This window comes from Candidatus Peregrinibacteria bacterium (assembly GCA_016699755.1).
Taxonomy (GTDB): Bacteria; Patescibacteriota; Gracilibacteria; order CAIRYL01.
On record CP065009.1, the window covers coordinates 49,007 to 67,402 of the forward strand.

Annotated in this window: 17 protein-coding genes; 4 read left to right on the top strand and 13 right to left on the bottom strand. The window is 36.4% G+C overall.

Going from position 1 to position 18,396, the window contains the following annotated elements; all coding sequences use genetic code 11:
* The first annotated feature begins 22 nt into the window (after positions 1-22).
* Together IPN35_00240 and IPN35_00245 are read left to right on the top strand one after the other, a co-directional pair.
* Entirely contained in the window at positions 23-1,888 is a 1,866-nt protein-coding gene (locus tag IPN35_00240; GenBank protein ID QQS59307.1) for an AAA family ATPase, read from the top strand.
* 12 nt (positions 1,889-1,900) lie between these two features.
* A complete protein-coding gene (locus IPN35_00245; GenBank protein QQS59308.1) occupies positions 1,901-3,244 on the top strand; it encodes a restriction endonuclease subunit S in 1,344 nt (447 codons plus the stop codon).
* Between the two features lie 3 nt (positions 3,245-3,247).
* On the opposite strand, the gene IPN35_00250 is transcribed toward IPN35_00245, so the two are convergent.
* From IPN35_00250 to IPN35_00300, 11 genes are all read right to left on the bottom strand, one after another.
* The gene (locus tag IPN35_00250; GenBank protein ID QQS59309.1) at positions 3,248-3,454 is read right to left on the bottom strand and encodes a hypothetical protein; all 207 of its coding nucleotides are present in this window, start codon (positions 3,452-3,454) and stop codon (positions 3,248-3,250) included.
* 227 nt (positions 3,455-3,681) lie between these two features.
* Positions 3,682-4,056 (bottom strand): tyrosine-type recombinase/integrase, encoded by a 375-nt coding sequence (locus IPN35_00255; GenBank protein QQS59310.1) that lies wholly within the window; start codon positions 4,054-4,056, stop codon positions 3,682-3,684.
* A gap of 309 nt (positions 4,057-4,365) precedes the next feature.
* A complete protein-coding gene (locus tag IPN35_00260) occupies positions 4,366-5,133 on the bottom strand; it encodes a DUF1295 domain-containing protein (GenBank protein ID QQS59311.1) in 768 nt (255 codons plus the stop codon).
* 6 nt (positions 5,134-5,139) lie between these two features.
* The gene (locus IPN35_00265; protein QQS59312.1) at positions 5,140-5,541 is read right to left on the bottom strand and encodes a DUF2177 family protein; all 402 of its coding nucleotides are present in this window, start codon (positions 5,539-5,541) and stop codon (positions 5,140-5,142) included.
* Positions 5,542-5,553: 12 nt separating this feature from the next.
* Positions 5,554-6,357 carry a tryptophan-rich sensory protein gene (locus IPN35_00270; protein QQS59313.1) on the bottom strand — a complete coding sequence of 268 codons (804 nt, stop codon included), beginning with the start codon at positions 6,355-6,357 and terminating at the stop codon, positions 5,554-5,556.
* A 10-nt stretch (positions 6,358-6,367) separates the two neighbouring features.
* Positions 6,368-7,039: a heme-binding protein gene (locus IPN35_00275; GenBank protein ID QQS59314.1), complete on the bottom strand. Its 672-nt coding sequence runs from the start codon at positions 7,037-7,039 to the stop codon at positions 6,368-6,370.
* A gap of 484 nt (positions 7,040-7,523) precedes the next feature.
* A complete protein-coding gene (locus tag IPN35_00280) occupies positions 7,524-7,898 on the bottom strand; it encodes a hypothetical protein (protein ID QQS59315.1) in 375 nt (124 codons plus the stop codon).
* A gap of 12 nt (positions 7,899-7,910) precedes the next feature.
* Positions 7,911-9,320 carry a radical SAM protein gene (locus IPN35_00285; protein QQS59316.1) on the bottom strand — a complete coding sequence of 470 codons (1,410 nt, stop codon included), beginning with the start codon at positions 9,318-9,320 and terminating at the stop codon, positions 7,911-7,913.
* Positions 9,321-9,326: 6 nt separating this feature from the next.
* A complete protein-coding gene (locus IPN35_00290) occupies positions 9,327-10,079 on the bottom strand; it encodes a prolipoprotein diacylglyceryl transferase (protein QQS59317.1) in 753 nt (250 codons plus the stop codon).
* Between the two features lie 27 nt (positions 10,080-10,106).
* Complete coding sequence (locus IPN35_00295) at positions 10,107-10,793, bottom strand: IS1595 family transposase (protein QQS59318.1); 687 nt, start codon at positions 10,791-10,793, stop codon at positions 10,107-10,109.
* 44 nt (positions 10,794-10,837) lie between these two features.
* On the bottom strand, positions 10,838-11,557 hold the full coding sequence (locus tag IPN35_00300; protein ID QQS59319.1) for a polysaccharide deacetylase family protein: 720 nt from the start codon (positions 11,555-11,557) through the stop codon (positions 10,838-10,840).
* A 416-nt stretch (positions 11,558-11,973) separates the two neighbouring features.
* On the opposite strand from IPN35_00300, the gene IPN35_00305 reads away from it, so the two are divergent.
* Positions 11,974-12,786, top strand: coding sequence for a tyrosine-type recombinase/integrase (locus IPN35_00305; protein QQS59320.1), 813 nt, complete (start codon positions 11,974-11,976; stop codon positions 12,784-12,786).
* Here IPN35_00305 and IPN35_00310 read toward each other — a convergent pair whose 3' ends face one another.
* Entirely contained in the window at positions 12,787-15,405 is a 2,619-nt protein-coding gene (locus tag IPN35_00310) for a pyruvate, phosphate dikinase (protein QQS59321.1), read from the bottom strand.
* 188 nt (positions 15,406-15,593) lie between these two features.
* Here IPN35_00310 and IPN35_00315 point away from each other — a divergent pair, with 188 nt between their 5' ends.
* On the top strand, positions 15,594-17,231 hold the full coding sequence (locus tag IPN35_00315) for a hypothetical protein (GenBank protein QQS59322.1): 1,638 nt from the start codon (positions 15,594-15,596) through the stop codon (positions 17,229-17,231).
* Here the strand turns inward: IPN35_00315 and IPN35_00320 are convergent.
* Positions 17,218-18,387, bottom strand: a complete 1,170-nt coding sequence (locus IPN35_00320) for a hypothetical protein (protein QQS59323.1) — start codon at positions 18,385-18,387, stop codon at positions 17,218-17,220. The genes IPN35_00315 and IPN35_00320 overlap by 14 nt on opposite strands.
* Between the last annotated feature and the right edge of the window lie 9 nt (positions 18,388-18,396).

Below are 18,396 nucleotides of genomic sequence, written 5' to 3' on the forward strand. Positions count from 1 at the left end.
ATGATTTAATTTTTTTAACAATATGATAATTGGACTAGAAGTTAGACACTATAAAGCATATAGAGGGAAAAATTTTATTCCTATTGGAAAAAAACATAACTTTATAGCATTTACAGGTGAAAACGGAGTTGGAAAAAGTTCTATATTGGAGGCTTTAGATACATTTTTGAATAATAAAAACTGGTTATTAACAAAGAAAGAAAAGGCTGGGGATTCCTATATCTGTCCGCTTTTTTTAATACCAAAATCAAAAGCACCTAGATTAAAAAATTATTTTGAATCAATTAGTGATTTTTTTTGGCAACTTGATCAAAAAGATAAAAATAATGAATTCTTTAAAATAAGAGATTCTTTAGATAGTGAAGAGATAAAAAATGAACACTATCTGATATTCTTAGGAGAAGACTATAATAAAAACCTAGAATTTCCTTTTGGTGATAAAAAAAGTAAAGCCCGAAAGGATTTTTCACAATTTATCAAAGATAAAGGAATATCAGATTTTGATGAAAAAAAGTTCCTTAAAGAATTAAAAAGTCTTTATTCCTATGTGTATTTACCTGTGGAGATTAATGTGGAAAATTTTACAAAAATTGAAACAGAAGAGATGCAGAAGATTTTTGATAAAGAATTAAAAGATGAAATTAAAACAGCTTTAGCAAATGTAAATCTTGATAATAGCGATGGTTTAAATAAAAAACTAGATAAATTTGTTAAAGAAATTGAAGAAATATTAAGTCACGAATATTGTTATGAGACAGGCATGCAAAGAAATAATAAGGTGACGACATCAGATTTAGTTGATAAGATCTTGGAAGTATATTTTCAAAAAAGAATTTTAAATAAAAAAACTGGAAATATAAATAAGAAAGTGGGTGAGCTAAGTGCGGGTGAAAAAAGACAAGCCTTAATTAATCTTGTATATGCGTTTCTAAGAAGAAGGAATGAAAGAGAAAAGATGGTTATAGTTGGCATAGATGAACCTGAAAATTCATTGCACACATCTATTTGCTATGAACAATTTGAAAAATTAAAAGAAACATCTAAAAATGCTCAGATTTTTATTACAACGCATTGGTATGGTTTTTTACCTATTGTTGATAAAGGAATTGTTCATTTTTTAAAGAATGAAAAAGAAAATATAGAATTTTTTCATGAAGCTGATTTATATTTATATCCATATCAAACTAAAAATATTCCCAAGGATCTTTCTTTAAAAAGCACAAATGATTTAGTTCAGTCAATTTTTCATTCTTTAAAGGCGATAAAACCTTACAGTTGGTTGATTTGTGAAGGACCTAGTGATCAGATTTATTTAGAATATTTTTTAGAAGAAGAAATTGAACAGAAAAATTTAAGAATTATCGCAGTAGGTGGAGTTGAACAAGTTAAAAAATTTTATAAGTATTTAGCATTGCCAATTGTAGAAAATATTGAAGATGCAACAAAAGGCAAAATATTTTGCTTAACTGATACTGATTCTAATTTAAGAAAAAATGATATAAACCAAGAGGAAAAAATTAAGGAAATTTTAATCATTAAAAGATTGGTAATTGAAAATGGAAATTTCACATCATTAATAAAATTTGAAACAGAAGAAAAGCAGGATCCTGTTGATATAGAAAAATCATTAAATCCAATTATATTAAGAAAAACACTGGATGCACTTGAGGTAGAAGAAAAATTCTTAATTAAAGATGAAAATATCCAAAATAAAGTTGGAAACACAACAAAAGAAAATCTAAGAAATTTTGAGATTGATAATTATTTTGTAAATGAGGAAATAAAAAATAATTTTGCCAAAAAATATATAGAAATTATGAAGACAGAAGAAAAACCAAAGGATTTTTTGCCTAGTTGGATAAATGAAATAAAAGAATTTTTTAAATAATTACAGACAATTATGACACAAATAAGCTACATAAAATATTCGGACATTTTAAAAGAAAGTTCTGAACTTAGAATTGAAGCAGAATTTTATGTTAATTTAAATAAATATAAGATTGAAAACTTTGTTTTTGGGAAAGATATTATTGAGTTTGTTCAGTATGGAACTTCAAAAGACTTGAACGAAGAACAAAAAGGCTACCCAATTCTTAGATTAAATGAATTTGATGGATATTATATTGGAAATCCTTCAAAATATTCTGACTTAATAACTGAAAAGGTTTTTGAATCTTTAAAGCTTAAAAAAGGCGATGTTTTAATTTGTAGAACAAATGGAAATCCTCATTTTGTTGGTAAAGCCGCAATTTGTATGGAAGACTTAGATATTGGATATGCCTCATATTTATTCAGAATCAGACCAAATAAAGAGATAAATTCAGAATCTTTAATGATATATTTAAACTCAAATTATGGAAGAAATGAGATTGAAAAGCACTCAATGATTAGTAACCAGGCAAATTTTAGTCCAGCAAAATTTAGACAAATTAAAATTCCAATTCTCCCACAAACTTCCCAGCTCCACATCGAAGAAATCGTAAAATCCGCTCATCAAAAACAAACCCAATCCAAACAACTCTACCATCAAGCCGAAGAATTACTTTTGGCAGAACTTGGTCTTTTGAATTATGAGGTTAAACATTCGCTTTGGTTTACCACTACAAAAAATGAAGTAAGTGAATCCCACAGGTACGACAGCGAATATTTTCAGCCGAAATATGACGAAATTATTAAGAAAATTGAGGAATATGAGGGAGGATGGGATTTAGTGAGAAATGCAATAAATTTCAAAGATAAAAATTACAATCCAAAAGACGATCAAAAATATAAATATTTGGCACTTTCCAATATTTCAAGTCAGGGCTATATTCAAAATTATCAAGAAGAATTCGGCAAAGACTTGCCAAGTAGAGCAAGAAGAAAAATAAATACAAACGATTTGATTATTTCATCTATTGAAGGCTCTTTGTCTTCTTGTGCATTGGTAGAAAAAGAATTTGATAATTCTATTTGTTCAACTGGATTTTTCATTTTAAATTCAGAAAAAATAAATTCTGAAACTTTGCTTATTTTGTTTAAATCTTTTGTTATTCAAGAACTTTTACAAAGAGGTTCAAAAGGAACAATTTTGACAGCAATTTCAAAAACAGAATTAGAATCAATTAAAATTCCTCTCATCAAACCGCAAATCCAAAACAAAATCGCCGAAAAAATCCAAACAAGCCACAAACTTAGAAAAGAAAGTAAAGAACTTTTGGAAGAAGCGAAAAGAAAAGTTGAAGAAGAAATTAAGAAAGGATAGCTTTTATTTTTGTATTATTACTACCAACTCATTCGCTACCTCCCGATTCCCCTCACACCACCGACAAAATACAAAATATTCTTTATCCACCAGCTCAATCAAGTTTTTCTCAAACTCAACCCATTTGGCTTCAGGTTCAATCCGTGCGTGTAAAGGTTCATCAAAATTCAAATATTCATCAACCGTTGGCTTTCTGCCATGCTTTTCCAAAAAATACTCTTGAACCCTTTGTGTTGTTGGTTCAATCGGTGTCTGTAAACCCCCACCAGTAAGATCAATTAAAGCCTTATTCTATGCGGAATGGCTTTTTGATTGTGGTTTTTGGGTTCTAGTTTTTTTGATAAAATCAGACCCATTTGGCTACTTATGGTGGGCTTTGGAATGAGAAATGTCTTGATGGAGAGGTTTTTGACCATTAGGCTAAAAGTTCTAATTTCTCATAGCGGACTCTTTATATTTTTTAGCTTTGGGTTTGTCACTTGGGTGTATATTTGTGTAATTCTTATATTTTGATGCCCAAGAAGTTCCTGAACATATCGAACATCATTACTATTTTCTAATAAATGTATAGTAAATGAGTGCATTAATAAATGAAAAGAATCGTATTTTTTTATACTTGAATCTTTAAAAGCATTTTCAAAAACTTTCTGTGCAGTTTTCTTTGTAAAAATGCCTCCTCTTTCACTTGCAAAGACTGGGTCATTATTCTTTAAATCACCAGTTAAGCTTTCTGGCATCACACTGATTCGATCTTTTTGACCTTTTGCTTGCTTGACGTGAACTGTCAATTTTAATGCAATAACTTCACTCACTCATAGGCCTTATCCATAGGCGAGCGATAAAAGAAGTTTATACCTTGTGTTTTTTAGAGATTCCAAAATTCTTTTCACTTCGTCACGTGATAAGACAATAGATAAACTTTAGCTGTAGCCTTTTTTTGTATTTCAACTACCAGTGTTTTGTGTTTGCTCTTAACTTTCCTATCCAGCGTTTAGTTTCTGGATGGTTAGAATATCCACCCTTGCCACCATGCTTTGTCAAAATATTTCAAAGACCATGAAGCTCCCCATGCTCTCCGAGCAAGTGTTTTCTGCAAAGATGTTTTATAGGTACCCAAACTCTCATATCTTTTTTCTAAACCACGGAATCATAATACTCGTCTTTTGCTTGTACTTTCTATATTCAGGATTTTTACCCCACTTTTTCTCAGCCCCTTTTTCCAAAAGTGGAACTCCACTCACAAATAAAATTAAAATAGTAATGTAAAGCGGTCCGATTATTCCAATAAGTGCCTCGCCAGCTGTTAAATTTCCAAAAACAAAAGCATAGAGACCAAACCAGAGAGTAATTTCGCCAAAATAATTTGGATGTCTGGAATATTTCCAAATACCAGTATCAATCCACTTTCCTTTGTTATCGATGTTGTTAATGAATTTGAACTTTTGCATGTCTGCAACTGTTTCTATTGCCAATCCGAAAGCCCAAATAGTCAAGCCAATATATGCGTACCAAGGGAGATTTTTCGGTGATTTTACCAAGAAAAGCATGCTTGGTACGAGGACTACCCACACAGTAAGTCCTTGCAAAATCCAAAATCTTCCAAATCGCCAAAAACTCTTTCGCATCTCATCAAAACGTTTATCTCTGCCAATTTTGTGAATTCGTATTAGAAGATAGCTTCCGAGACGAATAGACCAAAGTAGTATTGCCGCAACAAGAATGATTGAAGGAATTGAAATACCGCCAATTACAATACTGATTACTCCAAGCAAAGCAAAAGTAACAGCATAAGAGATATCAGTCAGTTTATCTGTTTTCCAGATGTATGCGGGGACAAACATTATAATGTTTAGTCCGAGAGCAATAAAAAAGGTGGTAAGTAGATTCATATGATTTTAAGTTGCAAAAAATTTAGTAAAAATATTGTAGGTTGCAAAAGACACGAGCGCCCCCAGTATCATTCCCCAAGCCAAATCAACCATGGTTACCAATAATGGCCAATCTTTAAGTGTTGCCAAATTGGTCAGGTCGTAGGTAGCGTAGGTAACGAGACCAAAAAGTGCCCCAAAGAGAAGTGTCTGAGTCCATGATCCTTTTTTAACTGCAGGTGAAATAACAAATACAACGAGTCCTGCAATAAATATGAGATAAAAGATTATAGCGGCGGCCCAATTGATGTTTGGTGTCATCAAAAAACCGATCTGGTTTTGGTAAAAGTTTTTTGCTACAAGGCCGAGCCATACCATGTCGATGGCAAAAAATACGGGCAAGGCTATGAGAAATAGTTTTATATACATATTTTATTATAGTTAATTATGCAATTTTCTTGATAGAGCCTTCTTGTAACCTAGAAATCCTATAGCACTAAAAAATATTATGATACAGATAATTACCGTTGTGATGACGTTCGTATATGCTCCATCAAAACCGCTCGCTGAAGTGTGCTTGAGCCAGATTCCCCCATATGCCCACACCAAGACAAGTCCATAGAAGATATTTTTGTCTTTGAGCATACGAATAGTTCCGATGGCAGCTCCTACGAGCAGAACAATGACGGTCCAGATGGATTCGGAAATACCAAATCCATTCCAATTTATGCTTACCAAAAAGACCGTGATATTAGCAATGGTTGCAACGGTGATCCAACCAAAATAGGCACTAAATGGCAAGCGCACTAGAATCGTTTCTAGAAGATTATATTTTTCTTTGTTTATGACATCAGCAATTTTTATAAGGAAAAACAGCAAGGCGAACATAATGATCACTGAAAGCCAAATCACGCCATAATGCCAAGCAAAGATCCAAGCTATATTGGCAAAAGAAGTGATAAGAAAATATCGATTAATTGTAGAAAAAAGTTTTTCGCGCGATGCCTTTGTCTCTTTCTTGCCAAAGCCAAACTGATATAGGGTGTATCCTAAGAGAAGTAAATAAATAAGCCCCCAAATAGAAAAAGTTACTCCAGCGGGTGTAAAGAGGTTGCCAAAGGAATCAGAAGCCTCGCCAGTAGTTACCCCGCCAATGGGTAGGGCATTGGCTAAGAAATTGACTGCGACCATGGCAACGTATCCAAGTGCAACAGAAATTTTGAGAGTGAGGTTGTTTTTATTCATATTTTTTTCGTTATTTAATTTCTACTTGTACTTCATTACGAAGCATAAAAGGTATTGTCCATGGTGGATTATATCGGGCTACATTTATTGCCCCCACGGTTTCAATGCCATCATAACTCAGAGCAGAAAGCAATGCTTCTTCTTGCTTTTTGACCGCAGACTCGCTGGCAGACCAGGAAAAGCGCTTAACCGCAACTTTGCGAGACGACACTTTTTTGAGTGTGACTCGACTGTCATTTGGGGTGGGCAAAGTCTCTAGTGTGTATTCACTTGGCATAACAAAAGATATTTTGTAGCTTCCTTCAGTCTTTTTTTGCTCTGTATTTACTGGTACGATCATGGCTATCTTTTCGGTATTTACAGGCGTGGTCATAGCTATTTTTTCCGATTCGCTTACTTCGGTGTTTACTGGTGTGGTCATAGCAATCTTATCTTTTGAGGTATTGTCGCCAAAAATGTAACCCGCCACTATCGGAAAACCCTTTCGCGCTGCTTCGTTACGATCCTTGGAACCACTTACTGTGGTTTCGGCAATAATGTATGCGGTGTACTCGCGTATTTCGTAGTCTTGCGTGGTTGTTATTACTTCATACTTCGGTTCTTCAATTGTGCGAACCGATAGCCAGCTATACAAAAACCAGAGAATAAGCAGGACTCCCAAAATGATTAATATTATATACATAGTTTTTTTGTTCATAATTTGAATTTTGTTAAGCAATTGTATTGTATTCGTTTTCCCTTTATAAACAAATGTTTTCGTAGCGGAGCGAGAAAACATCATGTACCCCTATTTAATAAATAAAAAAACAAAATTTAAATTCTTTTTTAGAGTTGGGCGATAGCCCAAAAATAAAACATGCATTTCACACAATGGGCGGCATATACGATGTTTTGCAGTGGTATAATAGCGCGTTAGCGCACCACTGCAAAATATGGGAGAGCGAAGTGCAACGAGTGAACCGCATATACTGTGTTGTGTGTCCCGAGCGGAGCTTTGCGGAGCGAGAGTGCAACGTGGTCGAGCGATAGCGAGAAGTTCAAAAAATATTTTTTCATAAATTTTATTTTGATAGGCTTTTATCCTTATTCATAAATTTGTTTTTTGTTTTGAAAAATGGAAGAGGGGAACAAAAGGGGTGAATTCCATTTTTTCAAAACTCCTTATTTTAGTGCAATCCAATAATAAATATATTGCTAAAGCAAATTCCTCCTCCAATAATCAATCCAAGAACAAGAATCAAAAGAGAGAACTTAAAAGATTCCCATTTTTTTTGGAAAAAGTAATAAAGTGTTTTGAAAAAATAAATAAATGATAATAAGAGCGGAATACCAAATAAAACATACATTACTAAAATTGATATACCACCGAATGTACCAAATGGAAGTCCTAAATCATCATTTTTTACATCAATTAAGTGACCAACTATGAGAAATATTATGTAAACAGTAACAACGACAATAAGATAGTGTTTCAAAAATTTCCAAAAAAACTTTTTCTCTTTTTCAACTGGAGATTGATTTTGTAAAATTTCGTTATTCATAGTTTTAAAAAGTTAAAAAGTAAAAGATTCATCTTCCTTTTGAAGTGTTTTTAGATATTCTTCGTTATCACGATAAAATAAATTCATGGTTTCAAATGGGATAATTCTTCCATCTTTATGAACAATATGCACACATGATTTTTTAATCGCTCTGACATCAAAATCATAGGCATCTTGAAAGTGCATAATTAAAATACGGAACAGATTATCATATTTCAAATTTTGGGGTGCTACAATCTTGGGAAGGCAACACATTAAACTTCCAAATATTTTTGAAGAACTTTCTGGTGAGTTTCCAGTAGAAAAAAGCTCAATAAGTTTTGATTTCAGTTCCTCATCTCTCTCAAATACAATGGTATTTTTTGAGGCTTCTAAAAGTTTGGTCGGATCAATATAGCGAGTTAATGGATGAACTTTGTTTTTTACTTTTAGTCCATACGCCATAGTGAGTGTGTCAGGATTGCAGGGAACAGGAATAAGATCATTTTCTGTAAAGGTATCTTGTTGAGCGATAATTTTTTGACGAACTTCCGTTGGAGTAATTCTATCGGTCTCAGGATTGAAATTCTCATTTCTTCCTGCAAATTGAGTCGGCTGAAAAGTTATCCCTCTTACACATGGTTGTTTCATTGCAAAGTCAACTAATTCTCCCAATTCACCATCATTAAGATCTTTTTCAACAACTACAACTAAAGTAGTAGAAAGATTGAGTTTATTCAATTTTTCTAATGCCCTTTTTCTAATTTCTGAAAGATCTGCTCCACGGAGTTTTTTTAATACTTCTGGTTTTAACGAATCCCATTGTAAATAGATTTCAAATTGTGGCATGTAGCTTGCCAGTTTTTCAGAAAATCCTTCTTCGGTTGCTATTTTGATCCCATTAGTATTGAGCAAAATATGTTTAATCGGTTTTTGCTTTGCTATATCTAGAATTTCAAAAAATTGAGGATGAATCGTTGGTTCTCCTCCACTTATCTGAATTACATCAGGCTCACCTTCACTTTTCACCATAATATCAAACATTTTTTCTACTTCTGCAACAGTTCTATGATTTCCAGAATTTGGACAAGATGAAGCATAGCAAGTGGGACATTTGAGATTACATCGATCGGTAATTTCTATAACGGAAGAGCAAGAGTGTTGTTCGTGATCTTCGCACAGCCCACAATCATAAGGACATCCATATTTTACTTTTGTTCCAAACTTGCAGGGCATTTCACTTTTTTTCATGTACTGCCTACATTTTTTGTAGTATTCAATATCGGTTGCAATGAGAACTTTAAAACTTCCATGTTCTTTGCATTTTTTGAGCATAAAAACTTTATCATCTTCGAAAACAATTTTTCCATACACGCGCTTTAGACATGTCGGGCATAGACTTATTGCTAAATCATAATAAATGTAAGGTCTTTGTGCTGTCATATTTTTTTAGGTTAATTTATAAAATCTTTTTGTAAAAATATGTCCATAATAACCAAGAACACAGACACAAGCAATTTGGATAGCCGATAATTCCCATAAAAGATCTGGCACTGGTTTAATAAATTCTACTAACAATCTCCAAAGGGAATACCCAATCATAAAAAATTTAAAAATATCCCCATTTTTTAAAGTATAATTTCTTTTTAGAAAGCTTAAGATTATCCATAAAATCCCTAAAAATAGCATTTCATAAATAGCAGTTGGGTGTCTTGCTATACCATCTCCTTGATCAAAAGCCCATGGAAGGTTGGAAGCAATCCCCGCTGTTCCATCAGAGACTCCTGTTAAAGCACAGCCGATTCTTCCAATCATAATTCCTAGAATCAAAGGAAAGGTAAATAAGTCTCCACTGGATTTTTTTATTTTTAATATTTTTTTTGCTATTTCTACTGCTATCCATCCTCCAATAATTCCTCCTACAATTGTTTTTGATTGAGTAAATAAAATCCAAGAAAAATCATTTGCGAGCAGTTCATAATGTTCTATGGCTGCTAAAAGACGAGAGCCTAACAATGCTCCAATTGCAGCAGAAAGTAAAAGAGTTAGCCTCTGCGAAGCAGTAAAAATATCTTTTTGTTGTTTACGAATTTTATAATAGTAAGCTCCTCCTATCCAAAAAGCGAGTATTTCAAAAAGTAGGTGAGCAGGGATGAAATGCTCATTGAGTATAAAGCCGATTGGAAATTCTAGTTGTATCATATCGTGGTGATTTTTTTTGGGTCTAGACTAGTTAAGAGATTTTTTTCGTAATGTCTCCAATATTTTATCATAGAGTTTTTTATTCCGATAATTGAATCGGAATTCTGTTTCTTTCAGATGAAGAAAGAAGTTTTCTTTTTGTATTCCATTGAATTTCCTGAGCCTTCTTTTGGCATAACTCCAGAACGATTCGATGCCATTGATGTGCTTCTTTCCTCTCGCAAATTCATTCTTTCCGTGGTGTACTCGATAGTGCTTCTCGAATCCAAAATCCACCAGTCCGTCATATGCCTTCCAACCATCAGAATGGACATGAGAATCTGGCGACACTTTTCCCCTGATTATAGGAACCAGACTCTTTGCTTTCGCATCAGGAACAATCTGCGAATAGACTTTCCTTCCTCGTTTGAGAAACCCAAAGACGATTGTCTTTCCTCCTGCTCCTCTTCCTCTTTTTCCTCTGATCCGTGTTGGACCGAAATAGCTTTCGTCTATCTCTACTTCTCCAGAAAGAGGGCTTTCTTTTTCTGATTCCAAAGCAATACGAACACGAAGCTTCTGGAAAACATTGTTTATCATATTCCGATTCAAACCAGTAAATTCCGCTGTTTTTTCTGCCGTCAGATCAGTAGAAAAATACCGGATTATTTCCCGGAATTTCCCTTCAGAAATCCGCGAACGGTAGTAATACTTATTTTTTGGCTTCCTGTTCATAAGAACTAGATAAAGAAAGTTCCTTATCTAGTCAAGACCCTAATTTATTTCTTGTATTTTAATAATTGGGACACCGTAACAAAGGAGTATCCACCTGCTTTTAGTTCGTCAATTATTTTAGGTAATGCTTCTCTGTCCGCTTCACCCGATGTGTCATAAAACGGATGAAGTAAAATTATTGATCCGGGTTTTGTATTTTCTACTGTGTATTTTACAATAGCATCTGCATCTCCTGAAACATAAGTATCGGGTTCAACATCCCACATAATAGTCTTGATATTATTTTGACTGAGATAATATGGCAAGCCGAATAATTTTTTCCCATTTGGTGGGCGAAATGTAATTTCTCCTGTATAGCCATGGTCATAAATAAGCGTATTTGTTTTTTCAATCTCTGATTCAATAAATGTTTGTGATTTAAATATAAAACGTTGATGTGAATACGAATGATTTCCAATTTCATGCCCATTTTCAATTATCGCCTCTCCTTCAAGGGGATATTTTTCGAAATTTTTCCCAATGACATAAAATGTTGCCTTTACGTTTTTATCGTTAAGAATTTCTAAGATTTCATTTGTATATTCAGTAGGAGCATCATCAAATGTCAGAGCAATTATTTTTTCCTGTGTGTTTATGTGACTGGTAAGACCACCAAAAAATTGAAAACTTCTTGATTTGCTGATCTTATAAAATGAAAAGCAGACTAACAAAATAATAACTGTTAGTAAAATAATGGCTTTTGCATATTTTTTGAGATTTTTCATAATACTCTAATTATATATAAATTGTTTTCGTAGCGATAGCGGAGAAAACACCTTATCTCCCCTCATTAAATTTTAGAAAAATTTTGTTTTGCCTCTTTTTTCAAAAGCGAATCGGGAAATTCCTTACTATCAAAAAAGATAAAAAATGTATTTCATATAATGGGCGGCGGTATATCCGATGCGTCCCGAGGAAACGAAGTTTCAGAGGGGCGTTTCGGATATACCGAGTTAGACGAAGTCGCGAGCTTTGCGAGCGATGAAGTCTGACGAGGCGTAGCCGCCGCCCATTAGCCTGAATCGCAAGCGAAGCGAAGCGATTTAGGCTAACTCAAAAATATGCGAATAAAATATTTTTGTCAAAATAATATTTGCAGGATATGCGAATTTTATATATATTTCACATCGTTTTTTAAAAGGTGGAAAATCTATTACAAAAATTTTCACGAGAACTCTCTATTCGAAAATATAGTTCTCATACAAAGAAGATATACACCTCTCTTTTGGAACAATATTTTGAGGTAAAAAAACAAAACTTTGAAAAATTTGATGAAGAGCATATCAAAGACTATCTCTTCTATTTAGAACAAAAAGGATATTCTGCGTCTTTTTTGAATCAAAACTTGCAAGCGATACTTTTTTTCTATCGAGAAATCTGTCATCTTTCTCAGCAAATCCATCTTCGTTTTGCGAAAAAACCACAAAAACTTCCCATCGTGCTTTCTCATAATGAAATTCAAAAATGTATTGCCTCTCTCCCCAATGCGAAACATCGTCTCCTTCTTTCTCTCGCCTATGCTTCGGGACTCAGAATAAGTGAGATAAGGGACTTGAGGGTGCAAGATATTGATTTTGAAAATATACTTTTGCACATCAAAGGAGCAAAAGGTCAAAAGGATCGTATTACTCCCTTTTCTGAAAAACTCGTTTCTCATCTTCGAAACAAAATTGCAGGGAAAGAGAGAAGTGAATTGATATTTGAAAGTAGTAAGGGTGGGAAGCTGACAAGTCGAACACTCCAGAAGGTCTTTCAGAATGCCCTTCAAAATACGGGTATTAAAAAACCAGCGACGTTTCATTCACTTCGTCATAGTTTTGCTACGCACCTTCTCGAAAACGGAACAGATATTCGCTATGTGCAAGAGCTTCTTGGTCATGCAAATATCAGAACAACACAGCGATACACACAGGTGACAAATCTGAAATTAAAGAATATCAAAAGTCCATTCTGATTATATGGTGTTGTTTCGTATCGCCACTTGTGCCGCCGCGAGTCGTGCGGTTGGTACTCGAAAAGGTGAGCACGAAACCGCGTTAAATCCTTCTGTATGGAAAAAGATAATCGAATCGGGGTCGCCGCCGTGTTCTCCGCATACCGAAATTTTTAAAAAAGGCTTTTCTGTTCGTCCGCGTTCTACTCCTATTTTCACGAGTTCTTGCACGCCCCGGTCTATGGTTTCAAACGGGTCTTTTTCTAAAATTCCTTTTTCTGCATATTTCGGAACATATTGCCCCACGTCGTCTCGAGAGAATCCAAAAGTCATTTGTGTGAGGTCGTTGGTGCCAAACGAGAAAAAATCTGCCTCTTTCGCAATACTTTTTGCTTGGGCGCAAGCGCGTGGAAGTTCGATCATGGTTCCAATTTTGTAGTCGACACGCACTCCTTCTTCTTCAAAAATGTTTTCGGCAACAGCTTCAATTTCCCTGCGACAGTGACTGAGTTCACTCGACATTCCTACAAGCGGAACCATAATTTCGGGGTGGACAGAAACACCACGTTTTTGGGCAGAAATGGCAGCGCCAAGAATAGCGCGAACTTGCATCCGAAGAATTTCTGGTGTGGTAATCAGGAGTCGACATCCACGGTGTCCGAGCATAGGGTTTACCTCTTCGAGTGCTTTGATGCGGTCTTTTGCCTCTTCAAACGAAAGTAAAAATTGCCCTGCAAGTGCTTCGATATCTTTATCTTTTTCTGGAAGAAATTCATGAAGTGGAGGATCTAAAAGCCGAATAGTGACAGGGAGCCCATCCATGGCAGTAAAAATATCTTCGAAATCTTGTCGTTGAAAGGGAAGTAGATGACTGAGCGCATCTTCTCGTTCCTCGTCGGTATGCGCCAAGATCATTTGTCGAATGTGAAAAATGCGTTCATCGGTAAAGAACATGTGCTCTGTTCGGCAGAGTCCAATGCCTTCTGCGCCCAGTTCTCGGGCACGTTTGGCATCTTCTGGGGTATCGGCATTGGCGCGAATAGATAGTGTTCGAAATTCATCCGCCCATGAGAGAAGGGTTTCTAAATATTCCGAGAGCTTTGCAGGAATGGTGGGAACCGCTCCTTCATATACTTTTCCGCTTCCACCATCAATGGTAATTATATCTCCCTCTTGAATAATGCGATGTCCGGCAGTCATTTTTTTTGCCTTGGCGTTGACGATCATTTCTGTAGCGCCAGCAACGCACGGTTTTCCCATTCCTCGGGCAACGACTGCTGCGTGGCTCGCTTTTCCTCCACAGGCAGTAAGAATGCCTTCTGCCTTATTCATTCCATGAATGTCTTCGGGAGAGGTTTCGCGGCGAATGAGAATCACTTTTTCTCCATTTTCTGCCATTCGTACCGCATCATCCGCAGTAAAAACTGCTTTTCCACTGGCGGCGCCTGGGCTTGCAGAAATACCACGGGTGAGCTCTGTTGTTTCTGCATTTGGGTCAATTTGCGGATGGAGCAGGGTTTCAATTGTTCGAACATCTCCTCGAGAAACCGCTTCTTCTTTGGAAATGAGTCCTTCTTGCTTCATTTCTACGGCAATGCGAACTCCTGCCTCTGCTGTTCTTTTTCCGGTTCGTGTTTGAAGGAGCCAGAGTTTTTTCTCTTCAATGGTAAACTCCACGTCTTGCATGTCACGATTCTCTTGCTCGAGTTTTTCGAGAAGATCTGTGAGCTGATTAAAGGTTTCGGGGAGAATAGCTTTGAGGTTGTGAATTTCAAGTGGCGTTCGGATGCCGGCGACGACATCTTCTCCTTGGGCGTTTATGAGAAAATCACCAAATATTTTTCGTTCTCCTGTTGATGGGTTCCGCGTAAAACAGACTCCTGTTCCACTTGTCTTTCCAGTATTTCCAAAAACCATGAGCTGAATGGTAACAGCGGTTCCGAGGTTTTCTGGAATACCGTGAATGTGGCGGTAGGTTTTGGCGCGGTTGGACAGCCACGAATCGAATACTGCACTGACTGCGAGAAGGAGTTGTTCAAACGGATCTTCTGGAATGGGGTTTTTAGTGGTATTAATAATGGCGTGTTCAAATGCTACAATAATTTCTTGTAAGTCATTCGCAGAAAGATCGGTGTCTTCTTGTGTGCCAGAACCCTCCTTCTGTTTTTGGAGAATATCGTCAAAAATTTCATAGTCCACGCCAAGCACTACCTCGCCAAACATCTGGAGAAAACGCCGATGGCAATCTGCTGCAAAGCGCGGATTTTTCGTTTTTTTTGCCATTCCTTGTTCAGTTTTTTTGTTCATTCCGAGGTTTAAAATGGTATCCATCATTCCCGGCATAGAAACTTCTGCACCGCTTCTCACCGAAACAAGAAGTGGATTTTCTGTATCTCCCAATTTTTTTCCAGAGCTTTTTTCAAGTTTTTTAAGAGCGGTAAAAATCTCCTTTTTGAGAGAATCAGAAAGTGTGTTTCCTTCAGAGAAATATGTTTGACATGCTTTGGTGGAAATAACGAATCCGTGCGGAACAGGGAATTTGAGCTGTGTCATTTGCGCTAAATTTGCCCCTTTTCCTCCAAATATTTTTTTGTCGGGAACGGAGATTTCATCAAAGAAAAACACAGATTTATCGGTCATCTTTCTGAAAAACAGTGCTTGTAATATTGCGGAAAAATTGTTTTCTCCGAAAGAAAATGAAGTGTTTCATGGGGAACAACAGGATTACAAAAAGTATTTTATATTTTTTTTACTTCCGATTCTCGTTTTCTTGAGTTTTTCCGAAGAAAAAACCAAAATGCCAAGGTCATTCCATCCGACACTCTCCCATGAAACCCCGTATTCTTTTTGTTGAACCTCAGGAAGATATCGATGATATTTCCCGAAAAATAGCCACTCTGGGGAGTGAGACAGTTTTTTTGGTGGTTCCGATTCAGGCGGTGCTTTTTCAGAGCATTATTAGTGTAAAAATTCTTTCTCTCAATACAGAACGGGCGGGGAAAATACTGCTGATTGTGACTCGTGATCCTACTGGAATTTCTTTTTGTGAACGTCTCAACATTGCTCACGCGCCAGATTTGGAGCATTTGGAAGAGCTTCCTATTGAACGGACACTTCGGGAGAGAAAGGAGAAACAGGAAAATTCTAAGCCTATTCGGGTACGCTCTTTTTCCAAAGAACACCAAAAGAAAGCTGAACGAGTCTCTTCTCTCAGGGAGGTGGAGCAGAAGAGGCGAGAAATTCTCGAACTCCTGAGTCGTCCAAATCGAACACTTCTTTTTATCATTGGAGGTATTTCCTTTGCTCTCTTTCTTTTTATCACTACTCTCACATTGCCGGGGGCAACTATTCTCATTTCTCCACAGAAAAAAATTATTGAAGTGACCACCAATATAACCCTTGTTCCCGAGCTTTCTGAAAATACAACCGATTCTTGGCGACAGCAAACTGTCCCTTTCACCCCCATTGAGTCGATATTTGAAAAAAATATTCCATTTGAAACGGTGACGAGTATTTTTACTGGAAAATCTGCTTCGGGAACACTAAGGGTAATGAATACTCTTTCAGAAGAAATTTCATTACGTCCAGGAACTCGTTTCCAAACGAGCGATGGTGTTATTTTTCGTTCGGAATCTTGGCTTCGTCTTCGTCCAAATCAAGAGGTAAATATTCCTGTTGTTGCCGATGAACGAGATACTTTTGGAAGCTATATTGGAGACAAAGGGAATATTCAGCCGCCACAAAAACTTATTATCCCAGGACTTCCAAGTCCTACACGCGAGCATGTTTGGGGAGAGATTTCTGAGCCATTTACGGGGGGGGTTGATGGTTTTGTTCCAGTAGTTTCTGAGGAGGATCTCGACTTGGCTCGACGACAAATTCAAGAAATGATTTTGCGAGATGCAAAAAAAGATTCTGATATTTTTGTGGAACGAAAAAATCGTCTTGAAAATACCGATCTCGTTCTCTTACCCGGACAAGAGTTTTTGGAAACAGAAGTGCTCGAAATTGATCTTCCGGAGGAAATGATTGGAAAAAATGTTTCGCGATTTCCAGTACGCTCTCGAATGCGAGTGCGCATGGTGGCATTTTCCAAGTCGGATGTTGTTTCCATTCTTCGGGAGGCACTCGAAAAAATCGTTGATCCTGGAATGCACCTCGCCTCCTTAGAAACCGAAAATATTTTTCCAGAAGTTCTCTCTGTTTCTCCCAAAAAAGATCGCATAAAAGTAACGGTTTCGGTTCGAGGAGTGGAACAATATCTTATTGAGCCAAGCACTGTTGACGGAGTTCGTTTTGTCAATCGTTTAAAAGCAGAGGTACAGGGAAGGTCAATTCCTGAAGCAAAACGTATTCTTGAGAATTTTCAGGAGGTTGCCGTTGTTAATATTTCTCTCTGGCCTCCATTTTTTGGAAGAATTCCTCGCTTGCCAGAAAACATCTCTGTGAAGCTTATGGAGCAATAAAAAATGGATTGGTGCGACTTTGTATTTGTTGCAACGTATTTATAAGGAGGAGATTCCAGCTGATAAAATTTGGTGCTGCTAAGGGAAGCCCTGTTTCTGCGTCGTAGTTTTCGTGCATTCCTCCACTCTGCTGAATATCTTGCACACAGATGCGAATTATTTTTTCAGCAATTTTCTCTGCCTCATCCCAGTATCCGTAGTTTCCGAGGGAAATAATATAAAAATAGGTGGCGATTGGCCATATTGGTCCTTGCCAATTGGAGTGTGGCTTTATGATATTTGCATTATTGTAGAATGGATCATCTTTGCTGAGACTCCGTATGCCGTGGGGCGAAAGCATTTTTTCCTCGTTCAAAAGATAATGTTTAAAAAAAGTATCTGCCTGCTCTTGGCTTGCTATGCCTGCCCAAAATGGATGAATTGATGAATAGGAAACAACAGGAATAAAGCGTTCGTTTTGAAGATTGATGTTGAAAAATCCTTCATCACTTTGGCTCCAAAGGTGTTGGAGAATGGCGTTATTCAGTATTTCCGACTTCTTTTTCCACAGCAGAGCATCTCCTTCTTTTTTAAGGGCGATTGCTATTTGTCTCATTGCCCTATATTCCAAGAGGGAGAAAACATTGAAATCAACAGCGAGAACAGATTTTTCGGGATAATGGAGAAGGGCAGGATTATTATCTGCCCCCGATTCCATGCTGTCTGTCCAGCATCCTAAGTGAAATTTTTCGATAAAATATCCGTTATATTCTCGATAGAGAACTATTTTTTTGAGTTTTTCGTAAAGATGTTGAGTAATCCAAGAAAAATCATTCAAAAAATTACTTGCATGAAAACAGCCCTGTGCAAGTACTGGTTTTATTTGTTTGAGACGAGGATCTAGTCCATTTGGAGTGATACAGCCAGAAACAAAACCTTGATTTTCTGCATTTTCGAGGTAGTTGAGTGCCCAATTTTTTAGAAAAATAGCTTCGGAGGGAATTTCAGCGGCGAGTGCCATTCCCATGAAAAATGCATCCCAGTCCCACTGCTCTTCGTAGGGACCGCCGGGAACGAGATAATCATGCCTCAGAATACCTTTTCCTTTTCGTTTTACGAGAGATTTGAAGGGCGCCATGTATTTTTGAATGTCTTCTTGAAGCGTATTTTGTGGCATCTGTTCTCA

Coding starts and splice junctions, on each gene's coding strand:
- IPN35_00295 (QQS59318.1), bottom strand. CDS start 10,793: ATGAACAGGAAGCCAAAAAATAAGTATTACTACCGTTCGCGGATTTCT.
- IPN35_00310 (QQS59321.1), bottom strand. CDS start 15,405: ATGACCGATAAATCTGTGTTTTTCTTTGATGAAATCTCCGTTCCCGAC.
- IPN35_00270 (QQS59313.1), bottom strand. CDS start 6,357: ATGAATAAAAACAACCTCACTCTCAAAATTTCTGTTGCACTTGGATAC.
- IPN35_00290 (QQS59317.1), bottom strand. CDS start 10,079: ATGATACAACTAGAATTTCCAATCGGCTTTATACTCAATGAGCATTTC.
- IPN35_00265 (QQS59312.1), bottom strand. CDS start 5,541: ATGTATATAAAACTATTTCTCATAGCCTTGCCCGTATTTTTTGCCATC.
- IPN35_00280 (QQS59315.1), bottom strand. CDS start 7,898: ATGAATAACGAAATTTTACAAAATCAATCTCCAGTTGAAAAAGAGAAA.
- IPN35_00285 (QQS59316.1), bottom strand. CDS start 9,320: ATGACAGCACAAAGACCTTACATTTATTATGATTTAGCAATAAGTCTA.
- IPN35_00320 (QQS59323.1), bottom strand. CDS start 18,387: ATGCCACAAAATACGCTTCAAGAAGACATTCAAAAATACATGGCGCCC.
- IPN35_00240 (QQS59307.1), top strand. CDS start 23: ATGATAATTGGACTAGAAGTTAGACACTATAAAGCATATAGAGGGAAA.
- IPN35_00245 (QQS59308.1), top strand. CDS start 1,901: ATGACACAAATAAGCTACATAAAATATTCGGACATTTTAAAAGAAAGT.
- IPN35_00315 (QQS59322.1), top strand. CDS start 15,594: ATGAAACCCCGTATTCTTTTTGTTGAACCTCAGGAAGATATCGATGAT.
- IPN35_00260 (QQS59311.1), bottom strand. CDS start 5,133: ATGAATCTACTTACCACCTTTTTTATTGCTCTCGGACTAAACATTATA.
- IPN35_00300 (QQS59319.1), bottom strand. CDS start 11,557: ATGAAAAATCTCAAAAAATATGCAAAAGCCATTATTTTACTAACAGTT.
- IPN35_00275 (QQS59314.1), bottom strand. CDS start 7,039: ATGTATATAATATTAATCATTTTGGGAGTCCTGCTTATTCTCTGGTTT.